The organism is Planctomycetia bacterium (assembly GCA_015075745.1).
Classification (GTDB): domain Bacteria; phylum Planctomycetota; class Phycisphaerae; order UBA1845; family UTPLA1; genus UTPLA1.
On sequence record JABTTW010000001.1, the window covers coordinates 3,355,991 to 3,374,413 of the forward strand.

At 62.0% G+C, this 18,423-nt stretch carries 16 protein-coding genes; 7 read left to right on the forward strand and 9 right to left on the reverse strand.

Annotation, left to right across the window (positions count from 1 at the left end):
- Positions 1-80: 80 nt before the first annotated feature.
- Positions 81-1,178 (forward strand): HD domain-containing protein, encoded by a 1,098-nt coding sequence (locus HS101_13335; GenBank protein ID MBE7507247.1) that lies wholly within the window; start codon positions 81-83, stop codon positions 1,176-1,178.
- Positions 1,179-1,223: 45 nt separating this feature from the next.
- Positions 1,224-2,765 (forward strand): PQQ-like beta-propeller repeat protein, encoded by a 1,542-nt coding sequence (locus HS101_13340; protein MBE7507248.1) that lies wholly within the window; start codon positions 1,224-1,226, stop codon positions 2,763-2,765.
- A 118-nt stretch (positions 2,766-2,883) separates the two neighbouring features.
- Here the strand turns inward: HS101_13340 and HS101_13345 are convergent, their stop codons facing one another.
- From HS101_13345 to HS101_13355, 3 genes are all read right to left on the reverse strand, one after another.
- Positions 2,884-4,203 (reverse strand): IS1380 family transposase, encoded by a 1,320-nt coding sequence (locus tag HS101_13345; protein MBE7507249.1) that lies wholly within the window; start codon positions 4,201-4,203, stop codon positions 2,884-2,886.
- Positions 4,204-4,395: 192 nt separating this feature from the next.
- Positions 4,396-5,601 carry an ABC transporter permease gene (locus HS101_13350; protein ID MBE7507250.1) on the reverse strand — a complete coding sequence of 402 codons (1,206 nt, stop codon included), beginning with the start codon at positions 5,599-5,601 and terminating at the stop codon, positions 4,396-4,398.
- Between the two features lie 52 nt (positions 5,602-5,653).
- Positions 5,654-6,499 (reverse strand): hypothetical protein, encoded by an 846-nt coding sequence (locus HS101_13355; protein ID MBE7507251.1) that lies wholly within the window; start codon positions 6,497-6,499, stop codon positions 5,654-5,656.
- A 282-nt stretch (positions 6,500-6,781) separates the two neighbouring features.
- Between HS101_13355 and HS101_13360 the strand changes: the two genes are divergently transcribed.
- Positions 6,782-7,969 (forward strand): AAA family ATPase, encoded by a 1,188-nt coding sequence (locus tag HS101_13360; GenBank protein MBE7507252.1) that lies wholly within the window; start codon positions 6,782-6,784, stop codon positions 7,967-7,969.
- 37 nt (positions 7,970-8,006) lie between these two features.
- On the opposite strand, the gene HS101_13365 is transcribed toward HS101_13360, so the two are convergent.
- Positions 8,007-8,189, reverse strand: a complete 183-nt coding sequence (locus tag HS101_13365) for a hypothetical protein (protein ID MBE7507253.1) — start codon at positions 8,187-8,189, stop codon at positions 8,007-8,009.
- 234 nt (positions 8,190-8,423) lie between these two features.
- Between HS101_13365 and HS101_13370 the strand changes: the two genes are divergently transcribed.
- On the forward strand, positions 8,424-9,731 hold the full coding sequence (locus HS101_13370; GenBank protein ID MBE7507254.1) for a UDP-glucose/GDP-mannose dehydrogenase family protein: 1,308 nt from the start codon (positions 8,424-8,426) through the stop codon (positions 9,729-9,731).
- A gap of 195 nt (positions 9,732-9,926) precedes the next feature.
- Here the strand turns inward: HS101_13370 and HS101_13375 are convergent, their stop codons facing one another.
- On the reverse strand, positions 9,927-10,544 hold the full coding sequence (locus tag HS101_13375; GenBank protein ID MBE7507255.1) for a hypothetical protein: 618 nt from the start codon (positions 10,542-10,544) through the stop codon (positions 9,927-9,929).
- Positions 10,519-11,037 (reverse strand): transcriptional repressor NrdR, encoded by a 519-nt coding sequence (gene nrdR, locus HS101_13380; protein MBE7507256.1) that lies wholly within the window; start codon positions 11,035-11,037, stop codon positions 10,519-10,521. The genes HS101_13375 and nrdR overlap by 26 nt, the downstream gene beginning before the upstream one ends.
- A gap of 217 nt (positions 11,038-11,254) precedes the next feature.
- On the opposite strand from nrdR, the gene HS101_13385 reads away from it, so the two are divergent.
- The 3 genes from HS101_13385 (at position 11,255) to HS101_13395 (ending at position 13,865) form a co-directional block, all read left to right on the forward strand.
- A complete protein-coding gene (locus HS101_13385) occupies positions 11,255-12,172 on the forward strand; it encodes an MBL fold metallo-hydrolase (protein ID MBE7507257.1) in 918 nt (305 codons plus the stop codon).
- Between the two features lie 167 nt (positions 12,173-12,339).
- Positions 12,340-12,909, forward strand: a complete 570-nt coding sequence (locus tag HS101_13390; GenBank protein MBE7507258.1) for a sigma-70 family RNA polymerase sigma factor — start codon at positions 12,340-12,342, stop codon at positions 12,907-12,909.
- Positions 12,906-13,865 (forward strand): zf-HC2 domain-containing protein, encoded by a 960-nt coding sequence (locus HS101_13395; GenBank protein ID MBE7507259.1) that lies wholly within the window; start codon positions 12,906-12,908, stop codon positions 13,863-13,865. The genes HS101_13390 and HS101_13395 overlap by 4 nt, the downstream gene beginning before the upstream one ends.
- Here the strand turns inward: HS101_13395 and HS101_13400 are convergent.
- The 3 genes from HS101_13400 to HS101_13410 all read right to left on the reverse strand — a co-directional run bounded on the left by HS101_13400 (position 13,768) and on the right by HS101_13410 (position 18,375).
- The gene (locus HS101_13400; GenBank protein ID MBE7507260.1) at positions 13,768-15,717 is read right to left on the reverse strand and encodes a family 20 glycosylhydrolase; all 1,950 of its coding nucleotides are present in this window, start codon (positions 15,715-15,717) and stop codon (positions 13,768-13,770) included. The two genes, HS101_13395 and HS101_13400, sit on opposite strands and share 98 nt — an antisense overlap.
- Before the next feature lie 21 nt (positions 15,718-15,738).
- Positions 15,739-16,431: a hypothetical protein gene (locus tag HS101_13405; protein ID MBE7507261.1), complete on the reverse strand. Its 693-nt coding sequence runs from the start codon at positions 16,429-16,431 to the stop codon at positions 15,739-15,741.
- 132 nt (positions 16,432-16,563) lie between these two features.
- Positions 16,564-18,375: a PEGA domain-containing protein gene (locus HS101_13410; GenBank protein MBE7507262.1), complete on the reverse strand. Its 1,812-nt coding sequence runs from the start codon at positions 18,373-18,375 to the stop codon at positions 16,564-16,566.
- Positions 18,376-18,423: the final 48 nt, after the last annotated feature.

The following is an 18,423-nucleotide window of genomic DNA, read 5'->3' on the forward strand; positions in this document are numbered from 1 at the left end:
AATGCAGACAAGGCCTGAGGTGTTATAATCGGCGACAGGGCTGCGACGGTTGATCGACGCGGCGATCGCGAGGACTCGGCGTGCCGGAAACGCTCGATTCACATCTACTACCGACGGTGAGATTGCTCGACGCGCTGAACTGCGGGGCGCTCCTGCTCCATCGCGACGGACAAATCAAATACGTTAACGCTCGGCTCAGTGAGATGGCGGGGCAGCCTTCGGCCGAGCTCCTCGGGCGCGACATCACATCGCTCTACACATCCGAACTAGACCAAAACGCCGTCGCACGGCGGCTGTCCCGGTTTGACGAGCCGCACGAAGGCGAGTTCACGATGCCGCGCGCGAATGGCGAAGTGGTGCCGATCATCGTGTCCGGCAAACCGCTGGGTGCGTCGCCGCCGGAGTCGGACTATCGGCTCGTGACCGTCGCGGACATTTCCGGACAGAAGCGGGCCGAGACCGACGCCCAGGAGGAGTTTCAGGTGATCTCTCGTCTGAGCGATACGGTCATCGCCCAGGCGCTGGAGTTGAAGCGCGGCAACGCCCGGCTGGAGGAGAAGGTCCGCGAGCGCACCTGCGAGCTTCATGAAGCAAACATGGAAGCGATCTACATGCTCGCCGTGGCCAGCGAGGCGAAGGACCTGGACACCGGTGCGCACGTCCTGCGCATTCAGCACTACGTGAATCTGCTGGCCCTCGAACTCGGGTTGCCGCAGCACGTCGCGGAGGAGTACGGCTATTCGGCGATCCTTCACGACGTGGGCAAGATGCAGGTGCCCGACAGCATCTTGAAGAAGCCGGGCCCGCTCAACGGCGCGGAGCGCGAACGGATGCAGCTTCATTGCATCGCCGGTGAGCGCATTCTTTCCCGTAAGCCGTTTTTTGAAATTGCTCGGCAGATCGCCCGAAGTCACCACGAGAATTGGAACGGGACGGGCTACCCTGACAGGCTGGCCGGCGAGGCAATTCCGTTGGCGGCGAGGATCGCCCATCTGGCGGATATCTTCGACGCGTTGACAAGCGAGCGCGTCTATAAGGCGCCGTGGCCGCCGCAGCAGGCCGCGGAGGAAATCATCGCGGAACGCGGCGCATTCTTCGATCCGAACGTGGTGAGCGCGTTTGAGTCGCTTCGCGCCACCGGGCGGTTCACATTGCCGTCAGTCCCGCGTGACGAATAGACCGTTCGCGCTACAATCCATGGCGATTACTTGGAGCCGATGCACGTGCGCGAAGATTCCCACGCCGAAAACGACCGGAGCGAAGTAGCAACTCTTCCGACGCCTCTATACTTGCGGGGCCGTGTCGTCTATCCGCTATTGGCGCTGCTGTATCCCGTGGGGTTGTTTCTGCTGATTCGCGCTCCGAGGCCGAGGCGAGCCTGGAAAATTGTGTCGGCGGCAGCGCTGTTGCCGGTGTTTGTGCTTGTGGTTCTGATCGTGCTTAAGCCGTATTGGCGGTTCGGCGGATACATGCGTGGCATGGCCGACTTTTCGCTGGACATCGACAGTCTGCTCAACAATCCGGACGGCAGGCTTGAGGCACACCGACAGGCACAGGCGGCCGGTGAGTCCCCAGTGCTGGTCAATGACGTTGCAGAATTAAGCTGGACGGATTTTCGAGGACCGGGCAGGGACGGCGTCTGTCGCAACGAGACGATCTCACTCGATTGGCAGTCCGATCCGCCGCGCGAATTGTGGCGTCAGCCGGTCGGCGGGGGGTATGCAAGCTTCGTCGTCGCCGGCGGCCGGGCGTATACGATTGAACAGCGCCGCAGGCAGGAGGTGGTGACGTGTTACGAAGTCGCCTCGGGCCGCGAGGCCTGGGCGTTTGCCTATGACGCGTCGTTCGAGGAGACGCTCGGGGGCAACGGGCCGCGGGCGACACCGACTTATCACGACGGTTTCATTTTTGCGCTCGGCGCACAGGGGCATTTTCACTGCCTTACGGCCGACACCGGCGAGGTCGTGTGGGAGACCGACTTGCTCGACGGCGGAGCGATTCCGAACCTGGATTGGGGACTCTCGGGATCGCCGCTGGTCGTCGATGACCTGGTGATCGTGACCCACTCGGGCAAGGCGGACCCGTCGATCTTTGCGTTTGATTTCAGGACCGGCGCGAAGCGCTGGGCGACGGCGGGCTCGCAGGGATATTCATCGCCTGTGCTGGAGACGATCTGTGGGGTTCGTCAGGTGCTTAACCTCGGCGGGACCGAGCTTCGATCGCTCGATCCATCCACCGGCAAGGTGCTCTGGCGGCATCCGTGGGATACGTTCATGTGGATCAACGCGTCGCAGCCTTTGCCGATCGGCGGCGATCGCGTGTTTCTCTCCGCAGGTTACGGTCATGGGGCCTCGGTTGTGCAAGTCACGCGAGATGGCGATGCGTGGAAGACGGAGGAAGTCTGGGCGCTGGTTCGTTCGATGCAGAACAAGTTCAGCTCGTCGGTGATCTATCAGGGCCATGCCTATGGGCTCGACGAGGCGATTCTGTGCTGTGTTGATCTGGCGACCGGCGAGCGTAAGTGGCGGTCGGGGCGCTACAACTTCGGCTCGGTTCTCTTGGTGAACGATCACCTGCTGGTTCTCAGTGAGGACGGGCGATTAGCGCTGATCAAGGCCCAGCCGACGGAGCGCGAGGAGATCGGGTCGGTTGAGATACTGGAGGGGCGAACGTGGAACAACTTCGTCGTCGTGGGCGGGCTGCTGCTGGCACGAAATGATCGATGGATGGTCTGCTACGATCTAACCCGCATATTTCATCAGTGATCTTCGAATGGTGATGGACGGAGTTTTTCGGCTTTGTGCGTGAGCGGAGGGATGAAGGTGGAGGTTGGGGCGCGCAGAGCCCCCTTACCCCCAAGCGGTGATCAGGTTGTTTTTCGGGTCATGATGGGGCGGGCGGGATCAGGCGGAGTCGTGGAACCAGGGATCGCCACAGGTCCTGCAGGGGGCAGCTGCTCGACAGTCGCAGTACGACGCGGCGCACGGAGACGACCACCCGCGCGGCGACCTTGAGGAGTTTCAGGCGAATGGTGTTCACCTGGGCCTCGGCCAGTTCGGTGCCGGCCAGGGCCGTGCGGCGCAGCGTTTCCACCAGGACGTAGGCCGCCGAGGACAACAGCAGCCGGAACTGATTGGCCAGGAAGGCGTGGCAACTGGTGCGATCGGCGAAGAGCCCGAGCTGCTGCTCCTTGATGCGGTTCTCCATGTCGCCGCGGGCCGTGTACAGACCGTCGTAGATATCGTTCGGCGTGCGGTCGGTCAGGTTGGTCACCACGAATCGAACGTTGGGCCCCTGAACCAGCCGCTCGGCCTTGACGATCACGCGGCGCGGGCGATCCCAGGTCTGCGCCGCGTACTCGATCTCGTGGAAGTTCCGCACCTTCTGCTGCGTGGTGGCGAACTGGGCCTCGGCCGCCTGCATGAAGGACTCGGCCGCTTTCTCCAGGACGGTGTTGCGGGCCAGGCCCAGCACGTACTTGACGCCGTGCCGGTCGCACCATTTCATCATTCGCCGGCGGCAGAAGCCGGAATCCCCGCGGACGATGATCCGCACCCCGGGCCACGCCTGTCGCAAGCGCTGCACCAGCAGCTTCAGGATGGGCCAGGCGTGATGGGCCCCGTCGATGTTGCTGGGCCGCAGGTAGGAGACCAGCAGCCGCGAGCCGCAGAACACATACAGCGGTAGGAAGCAGTGGTGGTCGTAATAGCCGTGGAAGAAGCGGCCTTCCTGGTTGCCGTGGATCGGATCGTCGGTCGCGTCGAAGTCGAGGATCAATTCCTCCGGCGGCGATTCATAGGACGCGATGAACTGCTCCACCAGCACACGCGACATTCGTGCCAGGTCGCCGCGCGTGACGCGGTTCTCCAGCCGGCACAAGGTCGGACTGCTGGCCAGCGGCTCATCCGCGCTCGGCGGCCGCCCGGTCAGGACCGCCAGCACGGGATCGCTCCGCAGGGCTTGATGGTCGTTGAGATCTTCGTAGCCCATCGCAATGGCAAAGATGCGCTGGGCCAGCATGACCCGCTGGTCATGTTGAATTCGGGCCGGATCACGCGGGTCGTTGATGACCCCGGCCAGTTGATCGACCAGGCCCAGACGCCGCTCGACCTCCCGAAGCAGCAGACCCCCGGCGTCTGAGGTGAGCGTTCCGCCTGTGAAATCGGCCACGATTTTCTTGCGGCCGAGACTGGAAAAGAACATCGGTTTGCTGTTACAGTCTGTCACGAAAAAGCCTCCCTGCCTATGGACCGGAATGTTCTTACGAAACCCCAGTCTACAGGGCTTCGAGGCTTTTTCTATTCCTATTCAACGCCGACCTGATGAAATATTCGGGCTAAGGCCGAGCCCCCGGCAGCCGACGACGGCGAAAGTCGCTCGCGGGCGAGGTGTCGATCAGCCGGTGGGGTTGGCGGCGAGCCTTCTGGCGAACAAATAGCTGCCCAGGGACGCGCTGCCGATGGCGATCGCTGTCAGCACGAGGCACTCCGGCATGATGCCCCGCAGTACTTGTCCCTGAATGAGTCCCATGAAGCCGTCATAGGACCAACCGTTGATGGTGAGGAGGCCCAGCTTCTGCATCCATTCGGGCATGATCCATCGGGGAACCATGCTGCCGCCGACGGCGCTCATCGCCAGCACAACAACCGTTCCGACCGAATCGATTTGTTCCGCATTTCGACAGAAGGAGCCGATCAACACGCCAAAGCCGGTAGTGGCGAGGCAGGTGGTGATGGTGAGCAGGAGCAGCCCCCCGGTGATGGCCCAGATGTCCACGCCGAACAGCAGCCACGCATACAGGTACATGGCGTAGCACTGGACCATCGCGATCAGCAGGGCGTAGAGCATTTCACCGAGCAGGATGTGGGCCGGGGTGATGGGGGCGGCGAGGAGGCGGCGCATCTCGCCGGTGCCGAGTGCCTCGAGGATGGCCCGGGCGGCGGCGGCGGCGCTGAAGAGCAGAAACATCGGGACGATGCCCGCGAGAAAGGTGTGCTTGGCGGCGATTTTCATCCGCTGACTAGTGACGTCTCGACGATCGACCCTGACAAGGAGCTTCTGGTTCGCCGGCGCGGTCGTGGATTGTTCACCCGCCACCGAGGCAAGCGGGCGCATCATGCCCTCGAAAAATTCACGGCCGGCGGCCATCTGGAGCATGCCGACGACGATCTCCGATTCGGTCGGTTCCAGCTTGTCGTAATAGACGATGACGCCCTTGTGCCGTGGGCCTGACATCATGTTGGGGGCCTCGCCGAAGCCCTTTGGGATCACCAGCGCGACGCGAAACTTGCCCTGGTTGCGGATCAGGTTCTGGGCTGATTCAGCGGTCAAGGGCGCGGCGCCGGCGCTTTCACTTTCATTGCGGATGATGCGAACATTCTGCTCGACCAGTTCCTCGATCAATCGCCTCGATGCCGGGGACTGGTCTTCGTCGATGACGGCGACGCGGAACGGGCGGCCGGCGGGCCCGGCGAAGATCTGGGTGAAAATGGTGTAGAGGACGACACTCGGCAGAAAGACGACGGCGATTGTCGCAGGCGAGCGCGACAGCACCCGAACGTGCCGGCCGGCGAGGATGCAGATAATGCGGATGGAGCGCATGGTCGGGTCTTTCACCTACGCCCAGCGAGTGTAGAACATGCGTCGATGTGTGTCACGCCGTTTGCGCTGCGGGCTTACCGCCTTCCGGCTTGATGACGCGCTTGGGCAGCCGGGCTTCCTTGGCCTGAAGGAGGAGGCCGGCGATCCACAATCCGGCGATCAGGCCGATGCCGATGCGCGGCTCGTTGAAGATCGAATCTCGCGCATCGGGCCATTGGGCGCAGATCAGGGTCATGGCGCTCGTCACGGCGAGACAGGCTCCGAGGAGCCCGAGCCAGATGATGGTGAAGATGCGGAGGGCCCAGAATGCCAGGATGCCGCCGACCACGGCTGCCGCCAGCGGCAAGAGCCATCCGATGGGGCCGAGCGCCTCCAATTCCGAGATGACCTTCTCCTTGAACTTCTCTAGTTGGACGGCGGCCTGATTGAGCTGGTTGCGCTGCTGCTCTTCCGAGGTGGGGAGCTCCAGCACTCTTGCGCCTTCCGTCTTACCCCGTGCGGCGTCGACGGCCGGGAGGTAACGGGACAAGTCGCCGCGTCCGAGTTGGAAGGTCGTCGCGGCGAAGAATAGTACGACGACCGATCCGCCGGCCAGCCAGATGCGATAAGTTCGATAGGCGATGATGGTCAGCACGAGCCCAAGGACCGCGGCAGAGATCGGTCCGGGCGTTCCGACAAGGTCAGAGGCCTGCCAGCCGATCCATCCGCCGAGAATGAATCCGAAGCAACTCACGACCATGCGCTCCGACTTGCCACTGCGAAAGACGAGAAACAACCCCGCGCAGAGCACGGCGAGGCTGCCGAAGACCAGGGCGGGCGACGGCGGAAGCTCCGGAACGTAGTAGTGGAGTAGCTCCTGAAAAGTTTGGAGCCAGGTTTTGTGGTCGGTCGGCGGCATTTAGCAAATCCAGTGCCGAAGGCGGTCGTTGCAGCAACGCGGGGGTATTGGGGTGTTGCCCGGTGAATATTGCGAGCGCATCGGGCAAACGCGGCGGCCCCGCTTATTGTGCATCCGCTATCAGGATAACCGTCTGCGGCGCTATTGGCCATATCGTCCGAAATCGTTCGGCCTTTCGCATCAGAATGGGGATTTTCAATATCTGATGCTCCGGCAGGGGGGAAACCGAGTTTGGCGAGGTTTCGGGGATGGGGTAAACTGGATCGATTCGGAGAACCCGCTATGGCGAATGCCTCATCAACGCTTTTCGGCAAGTCCCGTCACCAGGGCGTTCGTGTCGTGGTGACCGGTCAGGTCGGTGTGGACAAGAAGGAGTTCCTCGAGGAAGTGGTGCGCATCGCCTCGACCCGAGGCAAGCAGGTCGCGCTCTGCAACGTCGGCGACATGATGTACAAGGAGGCGCCGGACATCGTTCAGGGGCGCATTCTGGACCTCCCGCGCACAAGATTGAACACGCTACGCCGGGCGGTCTTCAAGGACATCATCAATCTCGCCGAGCGGACCGAGAACGTGATCGTCAATACGCACGCCACGTTTCGCTGGAAGCACGGGCTCTTCGAGGCGTTCGACTTCGATCACATGACGACGCTGGACGCCGACCTTTACGTCACCCTGGTCGATAACGTGGACGCGGTCCACGAGCGGCTCTTGCGCGAGCACGATATCGTCCATACCCTGAAGGACATCATGGTCTGGCGCGAGGAGGAGATTCTCGCGACGGAAATCCTCGCCCACGCCATCGGCGGTCATGGCAAGTATTACGTCCTCGCGCGCGGGCACGCGGCGTCCACGGCGGAGTCGCTGTATCGGCTCATGTTTGAGCAGCATCGCAAGCGAATCTATCCGAGCTTCCCGATGTCGCATGTCATGGACATGCCGGACGTGCTGGCGGAGATCGACGGCTTCCGCGATGCCCTGGCCGAGCATTTCATCTGCTTCGACCCGGGCGATCTGGACGAGAAGCGTCTGCTCTTTGAAGCGGCCGAGGCGACGAAGCGCGGCGAGGGCAAGATCACGCTGGAAGTGAACGGCAGGATGCTCGACTTCAGCGTGCCCGCGGTGACCGACGTCGCCCCGGACATCGACAGCCAGATCTACGCCCGCGACTTCAAGCTCATCGACCAGTCGGACATGATCGTCAGCTACGTGCCGGAGCTGCCGGGCGGCATTCCCGGCCTGTCATCGGGCGTCGAGCGCGAGCTTCAGCACGCCTTCGAAGGCACGAAGGAAGTCTATGTCATCTGGCGTCCGAAGAAGGAGCCCTCTCCCTTCATCACCGAGACGGCGACGCGCGTCTTCCCGTCGGTGGACGATTTGTTCAAGCACTTTCAGGCGAAGGGCTACATCGGTAATTACCAGTTGAACCTCCTGCGCACAGGCGCGCCGAAGGAGCGAGGCCGCTTCGGGTAATTTGATTGTTCTAGTTTCAGGTAGAGTCTCGCGTTGATTACTGGTTGAGCATCTTCGTCTGAATCGCCGTCGGGACTTCGCCGTAGATCGGGAAACGGCCGACTTCCTTCTTGGTGAAGATGCGCTGGCCGTCCAGGTCGACGTCGAAGACCCCGGAGGCGCCGACTTCCAACTCAAACTGCGGCTTCTGGTCCGCGAACTTTTCCGTCAATTCCGCCACCAGACCGGTGGCCTGCGGTTTGTAGTTTCACTGGCCGCAGTAGGTGATCTTGATCTTCATTGATGTCTCTCCTGAGGTCGTTTTCCCGATCCGCGAGGGGGCACAAGGATCAGCCCGCCTGGATCACGCATGGAACCTAGCATTATCGCCGGTTAATTTCAAATCCGCCCTTGCTGGAATCGCCGACGGATTACACCGATAATCTCCGGCCAACCAACTGCAGGGGTTTGCGAAATGCGTATCACCATCGTCGGAACGGGTTATGTCGGCCTTGTCACGGGCGTCTGTCTTGCCGATTCGGGCAATCACGTGGTCGGTCTGGACATCGATCCGCAGAAGGTCGATCGGCTCAATCGCGGCGAATGTCCCATCTATGAGCCGGGGCTGTCCGACCTGCTAAAGGCGAATCTACACAGCGGGCGCTTTCGGGCGACGACAAATCTCAAAGAGGCGGTCGATCACGGAGAGATCATTTTCATCGCCATCGGCACGCCGCCGAGGGCCGACGGCTCGGCCGATCTTTCGATGATCGAGAAGGCCGTGCAGGACATCGCTAAGGCGGTAACCATGCGGACGATCCTGGTGATGAAGTCGACGGTGCCGGTGGGGACGTGCGACCGGGTGGAGGCCCTGGTGACGCCGCTGGCGAAGCACCCGGTGATCGTGGTGAGCAATCCGGAGTTTCTGAAGGAAGGCTCGGCAGTGGACGACTTCCAGCGGCCGGACCGCGTGGTAATCGGCAGCGAGGATGAGGAGGCGGCGCGAAAGATGGCTGAGCTTTATCAGCCGTTCGTGCGGAATCAGCATCCCATTCTAATCGTGCGGCGCCGTGCATCGGAGATGATCAAGTACGCGGCGAATTGCTATCTCTCGACGCGGATCAGCTTCATCAACCAGGTGGCGAACATCTGCGAGGCGATGGGGATCGACGTCGATCAGGTGCGCAGCGGGATCGGCTACGACGCGCGAATCGGCTCGCACTTTTTGTATCCCGGGATCGGTTACGGCGGAAGTTGTTTCCCGAAGGATGTGCAGGCGTTGTACCACGTGGCGAAGACGGCGGGGGTGAACGGCGATCTGCTCAGTTCGGTTCACGAGGTGAACGAGCGCCAGAAGAAGCTGCTCGTCGAGCGGGTCAAGACGCACTTCGGTGGCAATCTGGCGGGTAAGACGATCGCGCTGTGGGGCATCGCTTTCAAGCCGAAGACAGACGACATCCGCGAAGCGCCGGCCTTGACGATCATCGATGGGCTCCTCGCCGCCGGGGCAAAGGTGCGGGCCAGCGACCCGAAGGCCCTGGGTCATCTGGAGACTGTGTACGGCGCCAAGGTGTCCTACTTTGACGATGCCTATGAGGCGCTCGCCGGGGGCGACGCGCTAATCATCTGCACCGAGTGGAACGAGTTTCGCTCGCCCGACTTCGATCGAATCAAGGCCGCCTTGAAGCAACCGGTCATTTTTGACGGCCGGAACCTGTACGCCTGCGAGCAGATGAAGGGTCGGGGTTTTACCTACTACTCCATCGGCCGGCCGCGGGTATAGGCCGCCTTCGGCAAGCGCAAAAGCAGGGCCTGTCGCAAGACGAGTGCCCAAGCCGTGGCGCTCGGATGAGGGCGAAGTCTTACGACAGGCCTTAGAACGGCGAGACCTGCATCCAATGCAGCTCTTCCTTGATTGATCTCACCGCAAGTTCGCGCCGCAAGCGGCGCGGGCTTTTCAATTGTCAGCAATTCTCGGTCAGGACTCCTTGATGCTTCCAGGTCCGCGCGGGCTGTAGCTGCGCTTGACGACGAGGGCGCCGGGCATAAGCCCCCAGGCGAGTAGTTCGCTTCGGGCCGCTTCGCGGACGAACCCCGTGGTGACCACTCGCAGCCCACAGTTAAAGACTAGTTCCTCAACCCGGCCGGCCATCATTCGGGCGGTCGGCGCATCGAGTTGATGACATCTTCGAAAGTGCTGCACAAGCAGCGATTTGTTCCAGCGGCGCTGGGCGAACCGGCCGTCGGAAGGCCGGGGTGTTGCGACCAAAATGCGCCGACGGCAGAACTCGCGATGTGCCGCATGTTGGCGAATGGCCATGCTGGCTGACGCGTGCCCCGTTTCGCACAGGACGAGCTCGACCAACTCGGCCAGATGCCTGCTGGGCACCGGCGAAGCGGAATAGGAACTCTGCAGATACTCGAAAACGGCCTCGGCAAGGCCGCCGGCAGCCGTGAGGTTCAGACCGCAGGTTTCGCCACCGGCGGTCAGGCCGTTTTGAATGCAGTTGAGGAGCTTGGAAATAACGAAGGACTCGTTCGTGCCGTCTCGTTTGCGCACAACAATGGTGCTATTCGTCGCTCGATGGTAATTCATTAAACAATTCCTGCTGGCCGGCGACGTCGTGCTTGTCGCGGTCCAGAATATTTTTTGCTTCCTCGATGAAGTCATCGACGAGTTGAAACTCGTGGTACAGGCTGGCGAAGCGGAGATAGGCGATCTTGTCGCACTTGCGGAGCCGAACTGAAATAGCCTGGCCGAGATACCGGCTGGGCACCTCGCGATCAAACGTGCGGAAGACTTCCTCCTCCACGTCGTTGATGATCGCTTCGATCCCTTCGCTGGATATGGGTCGCTTCCAGCAGGCTCGTTGCAGTCCTCCGAGAAGTTTGCTTCGATCGTAGGGAACCCGCGTGCCATCTTTTTTAATGACGAGAAGTTTGTTGGTCTCTTCGACGCGCTCATAGGTGGTGTACCGCTTGTTGCAGGCCAGACATTGTCGACGGCGACGAATCACCGTGCCGCCCTCGGTCGCCCGAGAATCGATGACCTTGTCCGAGCGGAGTTCTTTGCAGTACGGGCATTGCATTTTTCTGCCACGGCTGTCGGGAGCCCACTCCCCAACATCTTGTATAGTGGCGGAAGATACGACTCTATAAATTGGGTGTCAAGCGGAATTTGCCGTTTCGGGGCCTATCGCGCGCCCCGGCTTCTGCATTAGACTCTTCCGCCTTGCGCGTTTCGGATTGTGAATTGGCCAGTCTCGCGTTCTGATGGATCGCGCAACTCGGCACGGAGCATCGACTGTGGCAGGACGACTGGTCGAACATCAACTCGGCGACATCAGGATTCTCGGATACAGCGTTGCCGGAGAAGAGACCGTCGTTGCCGCGCCGGAGCTCAACGTCTGCTTCGACGTCGGCAAAGCGCCTGCAGAGATTCTCGCCATCGACCATGTCCTGCTGTCTCACGGCCACATGGATCACTCCGCCGGACTCGCGTATTACTTCAGTCAGCGAAACTTCGTCGGGAACAGCCCCGGATGCGTCCTGACGCCGCATGCGCTCGTTGACCCCATCAAGGACCTGCTGCGTGTCTGGGGAAGGATAGAAGGGCATGAATCCCCGGCGAAAATCGTTGGAATGGCGGACGGCGACCGGTACGAGCTTCGCCGAGGTCTCATCGCCGCTGCGTTCAATGTAAATCACAGAGTTGCCGCGCTGGGATTCTGCATTCTCGACGTTCGCCACAAGCTCAAGGCGGAGTTCATGGGGCTTGCCGGGCCTGAACTGGTCGCGCTCAAGAAAAAGGGCGTACAGATCGAACACCAGGTCGAAGTTCCGCTCATCGCCTATTGCGGCGACACGGCGGAAGGCGCCTGGCAGGATTTGGAGATGGTGCGGAACGCAAAGGTTCTGCTGCTGGAGGCGTCGTTCTTCGAGGCGGATCATGTCCGAAGGGCCCGCGAAGGGTATCACCTGCATGTGAAGGACGTGGCCCGAATCCTGGGGAGAATGAATAACGAGCACATACTCCTTCAGCATGTGTCTCGGCGGACCGGCATCCGGGAGGCCAAGGCCGCACTTCAGAAGCTCCTGCCCCCCGAACTGATGGCTCGAACGACGTTTCTGATGGACCGCCGCCGAGCGGTGCATCCGAAGGGGCGACCCGAGGGCGTGCCCCCTGTGGCGAGCGGCCCGCCTTTGCCGACCGAGGCCGATTGATCCCCCTCCCGCCGTGATATAATGGCCCGAAAATACTCGGGTTATGCGTTTTCGGGGGCCGGGATGCTCTGCGGCAAAGCGGCTTTTTCGGGAATAAATGTGAACGTTAGCTCGATTTAAGAAGGCGTGTCGGGTTCCCGGAAGGTGGTCTGCCGGGGAGGAGTCCAATGACCGACCCGGTTGGCGAGCGATTCAGGGAGTTGATCCTCTGCCACTTGGACCTTGTTTACCGCCTGGCGTTCAAGTTGTGCGGTAATGCCCATCAGGCGGAGGACCTCGTTCAGGAGACGTTCCTTCGTGCCCATCGGGGATTCGATTCGTTTGAGTTGCGCGAGTACGGGGCGAAGCCCTGGCTCTTGAAGATTCTGCACAATGCATACTTCAACAGCCGACACGACGCCGCTCGTTCGCCGACGCTTCTGGCGGATTTGGGCCTGGATGATTTCCCTGCGGATATCGGGGCTGAGATCTCGGCCCTGACGCCGGAGGTCATGAGTTGGGAAGGATTTGACGAGGAATTGAAGCGTGCCGTCGAGCGACTGCCGCCGGAGTATCGGGCAGTCATGCTGCTCTGGGCCTTGGGCGACATGAGCTACAAGGAGATCGCACAGGTGCTCGATTGTGCGATCGGTACGGTGATGAGCCGGCTTCATCGCGCAAGGCAGCAGTTGAACGAGCAGTTGGCGGATTACGCGACGCGTCGCGGTCTTGGCAGGTCATCGAAAGTCGAACCATGAATTGCAAGAGCGTTCAAAAATTTCTGCATGCGTTCGCCGACGGCCAGCTCGGCGTAAGGGCGAATTGCGAGGTGCTCGATCACCTGAAGATGTGCCCCTCGTGCAGCCGCCGGGTCGACGAGCATCAACAGCTTCGCAAGGCTATCGGGAAGGACCTTCGTTCGATCAGCGTCCCGGCGCACATTGCCGCCCGGGTTCAGGAGTCGCTCATGGCCGGTTCCAAGCCCGCTTTCGCTCGCGGCGCCGGCCGTCGAAACTGGCGTTCGGCCGTTGCCTTTGTCGGTGTGGCCGCGGCGATTCTGTTTTCCGCCGTGGTTTACCTTCGAGATTTTCAGCCCACGACGAACCCAGTGCCCGAGATGCCCTTCGCGGGCCCCAGCGCGCGCGGCGCCGCCGGCGCGCAGCTCGTGGCCAAGGTCCACCGCCAATGCACGGCCCGCGGCAAAGCGCACCAGAACCCGGCGCTACCCGGCAGTCTCGGTGAAGTTGAGTCCGCGGTCGCCGCCCACTTCGACAACCGTTTGGCCGTCTCATATCCCGACTTGTCCGCTTATGACTACAGGTTTGAGTCGGCCAACTACTGCTCGCCCAGCGAGGTCGGTTCCGTCGAAGGCGGTCACGTTGTCTATGCCTCCGCCACTACCGGCCGAATTTCTTTCTTTGTGACGCCCCGATCCGATCAGTTCGAACCGATCCCCGGCGGCGATGTCACCAGCGACGGGCCCTATCGCCAGTTTGAAGTGCCGTCTGCATCGGGTGGCCGCTCGCTTTCGGTCCTCGCCTGGAATCGCGGCGCGACGTCGTATGTCTGCTGCGGCGACGTGGATATCAACAAGCTTCGACTGATGGTCGGTGCGATCAGGACCGTGCAGGCCGACTTCGACGAACGACTGCTGATCGCCTTCGCCTCGATGAAGTCGTCGGCCCCTTCGCTCCCAGCCTCTCATACTCATTGAGCAGGTCCAGGTAATAGCCCACACTCGATCGCAGTCCCCCCGGTCGGTTCCTTACCAGCCACAAGCGTCGATGCTCCGCGATAATCTCTCGCATGTCTTTCGCCAGCTCAGCCGTCAGCTTTCCGCTGAGGCTTTTCCTTTTCTGGTTCAGTGCCGATATGCCGCGCCGACAGGCATGAGCGAGCACGCGGAGCGTGAGTTTCAATTCCGCCATCGCCGCCTTCGACTCGGCCGACTTGCACTTGATGCGCTTCGATGCCCGCTGGATGCTTGTGATGCGCGCCTGGGCCTTTCGCAACCCGGCGACGGTCAGGCCGGGGATCGTGCCCACCTCGTCGAGTTGCTTTTCCATGACGCCAAACAGCACCGTGCGGTTCTTGAGCGTCACGCCGGTCGCGAGGTAAGCATCGCCGGCTTGAGCCCACAGCTTGGCAAGCCCGCAGGCCGGGTCGCTTAGAACCGTTCGATCAACTTCAACGGCCACATCGATCTTGTCGTTGGAAGCCCTGCACCATGCCAGGCCGGCGCCATAGAGCAGCGGACCGTAGCTCGCCGGCGCATACTGCCGATGCCCATAGTCGCCCCAGTCGGTCATCAGGTAGCCGGTCGCCCCGAAGGCCTGGCCCTGCACCGCCGCCTCGCGCAGGTTCTGGCTGCTGTTGGTGGTGCGCCCGGCGAAACTGCACCAACTCGACGTGCCGGGACAAACGTAAAACTCCAGGCCCGTCGAGCGCACGCTTCGGCACTCTTCGGCAAAGGGATGATCGGCCTCATAGCCCCAGATCAGTACGACCGAGTCCTTCGGCAATCGCCGGATCAACGAGGGGTGCTGCATGATGATGTCCGCCCAGAACATCATCCGATGATCGCGCCGCCGGACTTCACGATAAACCTTCAGCAGGTACTCGAGATAGACGCGGCCATTGCCCAATCGCGCGCACGCCGCCTTGCTGCGCCCCTGGCCAAGCTCCCAGGTCTCATCGCAGCCGACATTGAGCAGCCGGCTGCCGAAATTCGGCAACAGTTGATCGTACATCTCCGCGACAAGCCGGATCGATCGCCGGTCCTGGGGGCACAGCGTCGTGGGATCGTCGCGTGTCGTGCCCCACGGCGTCTTCCACGGTTTGTCCGTCTCGGCAAGCGGCGCATAACGCGGGTGCTTGAGCCATCGCTCCATGTGGCCGAAGGAGTTCTGATTGGGCACCAGCTCAATGCCGAGTTGGCGACATCGCCGGTCAATGCTGCGGATTTCCGAGGGCGTGAAAGGCGATGCATCGCGCCAGACTTCCTTATGTCCGCGGTAGGCGAACACATGCTCCATGTAAAGCTGAAGCTGGTTGATCTTCCAGTCGGCGAAGTGGTCGATCAGCCGAAACAACTCGGCCAGCCTCGGCACCTTGTCGCGGCTCACGTCGAGCATGACCCCGCGCACGGAAAAATCGGGCCAGTCCTCGATGGTCATCGCGGCGATGCGCCGACATCCCGAAGTAAGCAGTTGCATCAACGTCGCCAATGCCCATCGCAGCGACGCCTCGCCGGCGATCGCGATGCGGATCAGTCCGGGGCGAATCTCCAGGCGATAGTATTGCTCGCTGGGATGCCTGGGTGCTTTCTCTATGATGAGGCGGACGCTTGTCGATTGCCGTTTCCCGGTTGAAGCGGTGCAGCGGAGTCCGCCGCGAGTTGAAAGAGTCTGCCTGATCAGCGCCGTCGCGCGACGGCGCAACGACGAGTCCGAAAGATCGACCGTCAATCTCACCGACCTGGGGATCGACAAATCGCCGCGCTCGCGGCGCGCATGGCGCGGGCGCGGAAACACGTCCTCATGGGTGGCAGCTTTGGACCGGGGCACTGCGGCAGGAATCCCGATTGATTAGGGCTCTTCCAACGAGCCTTGAGCAACGTTTTGCGGGGTGAGTTCGTCGCTGAAACCGGCGGGCACGTAGCAGCCGACGGTCGCCAGCACAATCCCGTCGGGCGACGTGCGATCGGTTCCCAGGAGGGAGAATTCGCCATTCGTCTCCGCGAAAAGCTGCCGAATCAACCGAAAATCGACCGGCGGCTGTCGAAGAACGCCGTCGCGGACAACGATCGTGTTTTCAACGCCTCGATACGTCAGGCAAACCGTGCTCTCGCGCGAGTCGCCGTCGGTCTTCTGTGTGAATGTCAGACGATCGCCGATCTTCGCGGTGAAGTCGGTCGTCGAGCGGCCGCGGGCCTTGCGTGTCTCGCGAATCGCGGAGCCCAGGGCCTCGATGATCGCCGCCTGGCTTGCGGCCGACCGGCCCTCGGGACTGAGAATGGTTGTTGAGACCGGGGCGGAGCCGACGACGCTGAAGGCGAACTCGCGCTGCGGGATGATCGAATCGGAGTCCTGCCCACCCGGAGCCTGCAGTGCCGCGCCGTTCTCGCTGCGATCGACGCGGACGCCGAATTGGTTATTGAGAGTCTCGCCGGTCGGCTTTGTATCAGACACCGGGTCGCCGCAACCTGGTAGCCAGCAAGCGCAGAGGCCGAAGGCGATAACGAGGCGTGGTAATCGTCTGGAGCGGTGATCCGTGGACATGGTCGCATCCTTTCGGTCGCACCGGATGTGCCGACTTTGATAAGTGTTGGTGCGGACTCTAGATCGGCCCCCCGTTGTCGTCAAGAACAAAGTCAGATGCGGCGGGACTAAGGACGGGCCCAGGTTCGCGGCTCAGTCGATCGCTGATGAATCTCGCGCGACCGATCGTGTCACGGCGGGTCCGATGAAGCTCACAACGCCGTCGTGAAGCCGCGTCCACTGGCGAAGCCAACCTTCGTCACCTGACGCCTCCACCTTGACCATGTTGATGACCGCCCGATTCTCGCGGACTGCCTCGGCGATGGGGTCCAGCGCCTCGCGGGTCAGTTCCCCCGCGGCAAAGAGCCATACGATGTCCGGTTGGAGGCGGCGAATCACCGGCACAACATCGTTGATCGGTCCGTTACCAGAGGGCCGTATCGACCGGGCGACATCGTAGGCGCGAATCTTCTCCGCGCTCGATGCGGCCACAAAGGCCCCGTCATCCGGCCACTGACGAACGCCGTCCGACGTACAGATCAGAATGTCAAATCGTTGTGACGGCTCCATGCGATGAATCTGTTCGACCAGATGGTCCATCAAAAGGACGTGATCGGTGCCGATTCCGGTCGGGGAGAGGACGACGTAGGTGACGCGCTTGCCGGACGGCGCAAGAGTCAGGACGACTTGTTGCTGCTCACCTGCCGGCGGAACCTGGACGCTCATTTTCCCGACATGCGTGCCGGGGATGACGCCTTCAACCACCACCCGGTTGCCGATTTCTTCGGGCGTAAAGGGGGCGACGATGGGTGCCCGCCCGATCGGCCGGCCATCGAGCCGAATCTCCGCGCCGGGAGGCACGGTCACGATGCTCAGTTCGGCCTTGGGACGAGTTAGTTTCAACAATGTGCTGAGCGGCTCATTGCCCACGTCGCCGGGCACGACGAATTGCGTCGTTGCTTGGGCGTAACCGGCCAGGGTGGCGCTGATGGAAAGTTTGTCGCCCTGCTTCGCCGAATCCAGCGGCACATCGATCGGGGCAGCGCCCACCACGCGGCCATTCACGGCGATGATAGCGCCGAGGGGATCGGAGGCAACATGGAGCATCGATTCGTTCGGCACCAGGGGGAATTCCAGGTCGAGCTTGCTGCCGCGCTCCGGAGGAATGATTTCCTGGGTGAACGACGCGTAGCCGGGCCGCTTGAGCGTGACCTTCGTCTTCTCCCAGGGAAGCAGCGTCAATTCAACGGGCGTGGTGCCTCTGAGCTGGTTGTCGATCCAGACGTCTGCGGCGGGAGGATTCGTCTTGAGCGAGACGCTGATCGGCTTACGGATCAACTCGATGGTCAATTCGCCGACGCCCCCGTAAACCGTGAGCGGCCTTCGCACCGCGTGATACCCGTCGGCAGAGACGCTGAGCCAATGCAGCTCATCGCCCTCCGCCGGGATGGTGAAACTGAGGACGCCGTCTGTTTCCGGCGATTCGATCGGCTTCTCATCGAGCTTTACTTCCGCCCAGGTGGGCTTGACCGTCACGCGAACCGGCACCGGCTCGGCCGAGCCAGCCCGGCGAAGCTGGATTGGCTCCGAGTTCTTCCACATCATGAAACCGGTGGCGCCGACGGTCAGGATCATCCCGAAGGCCACGCCGATCAGCAGATCGCGCCGCCGGGCGCGCGTTCGATGAGTTGCGCCGGGCTCCACGGAGGCCATCGGCGTCACGATCGTCGGGCGCGGCGGATTCACGGGTTGTCGGGGAGGAATCGCCGCCTGACCTGTAAGCATATGAGGGCGCGGCCTGGGCGGCGTGGCCGGAGGCGGGGTGCGCGGGGCGCCGGCGGCCAGGCGTCCCGTTCGGGCGTCGGCCGATGCGCGGCGACACGCACAACAGACACCCTCGATGATCGAGATGGCGTCGTCGGATTCAAGATTTCGACCGCATCGTTCGCACAGCAGCGGATTCATGCGCAGGCTTTCTGATCTCTCTGGGTCAAAGCGATCGCGGCGACAAGG

Coding starts and splice junctions, on each gene's coding strand:
- HS101_13345 (MBE7507249.1), bottom strand. CDS start 4,203: ATGTTCTTTTCCAGTCTCGGCCGCAAGAAAATCGTGGCCGATTTCACA.
- HS101_13350 (MBE7507250.1), bottom strand. CDS start 5,601: ATGCGCTCCATCCGCATTATCTGCATCCTCGCCGGCCGGCACGTTCGG.
- HS101_13355 (MBE7507251.1), bottom strand. CDS start 6,499: ATGCCGCCGACCGACCACAAAACCTGGCTCCAAACTTTTCAGGAGCTA.
- HS101_13360 (MBE7507252.1), top strand. CDS start 6,782: ATGGCGAATGCCTCATCAACGCTTTTCGGCAAGTCCCGTCACCAGGGC.
- HS101_13370 (MBE7507254.1), top strand. CDS start 8,424: ATGCGTATCACCATCGTCGGAACGGGTTATGTCGGCCTTGTCACGGGC.
- HS101_13375 (MBE7507255.1), bottom strand. CDS start 10,544: ATGAATTACCATCGAGCGACGAATAGCACCATTGTTGTGCGCAAACGA.
- nrdR (MBE7507256.1), bottom strand. CDS start 11,037: ATGCAATGCCCGTACTGCAAAGAACTCCGCTCGGACAAGGTCATCGAT.
- HS101_13390 (MBE7507258.1), top strand. CDS start 12,340: ATGACCGACCCGGTTGGCGAGCGATTCAGGGAGTTGATCCTCTGCCAC.
- HS101_13395 (MBE7507259.1), top strand. CDS start 12,906: ATGAATTGCAAGAGCGTTCAAAAATTTCTGCATGCGTTCGCCGACGGC.
- HS101_13405 (MBE7507261.1), bottom strand. CDS start 16,431: ATGTCCACGGATCACCGCTCCAGACGATTACCACGCCTCGTTATCGCC.
- HS101_13410 (MBE7507262.1), bottom strand. CDS start 18,375: ATGAATCCGCTGCTGTGCGAACGATGCGGTCGAAATCTTGAATCCGAC.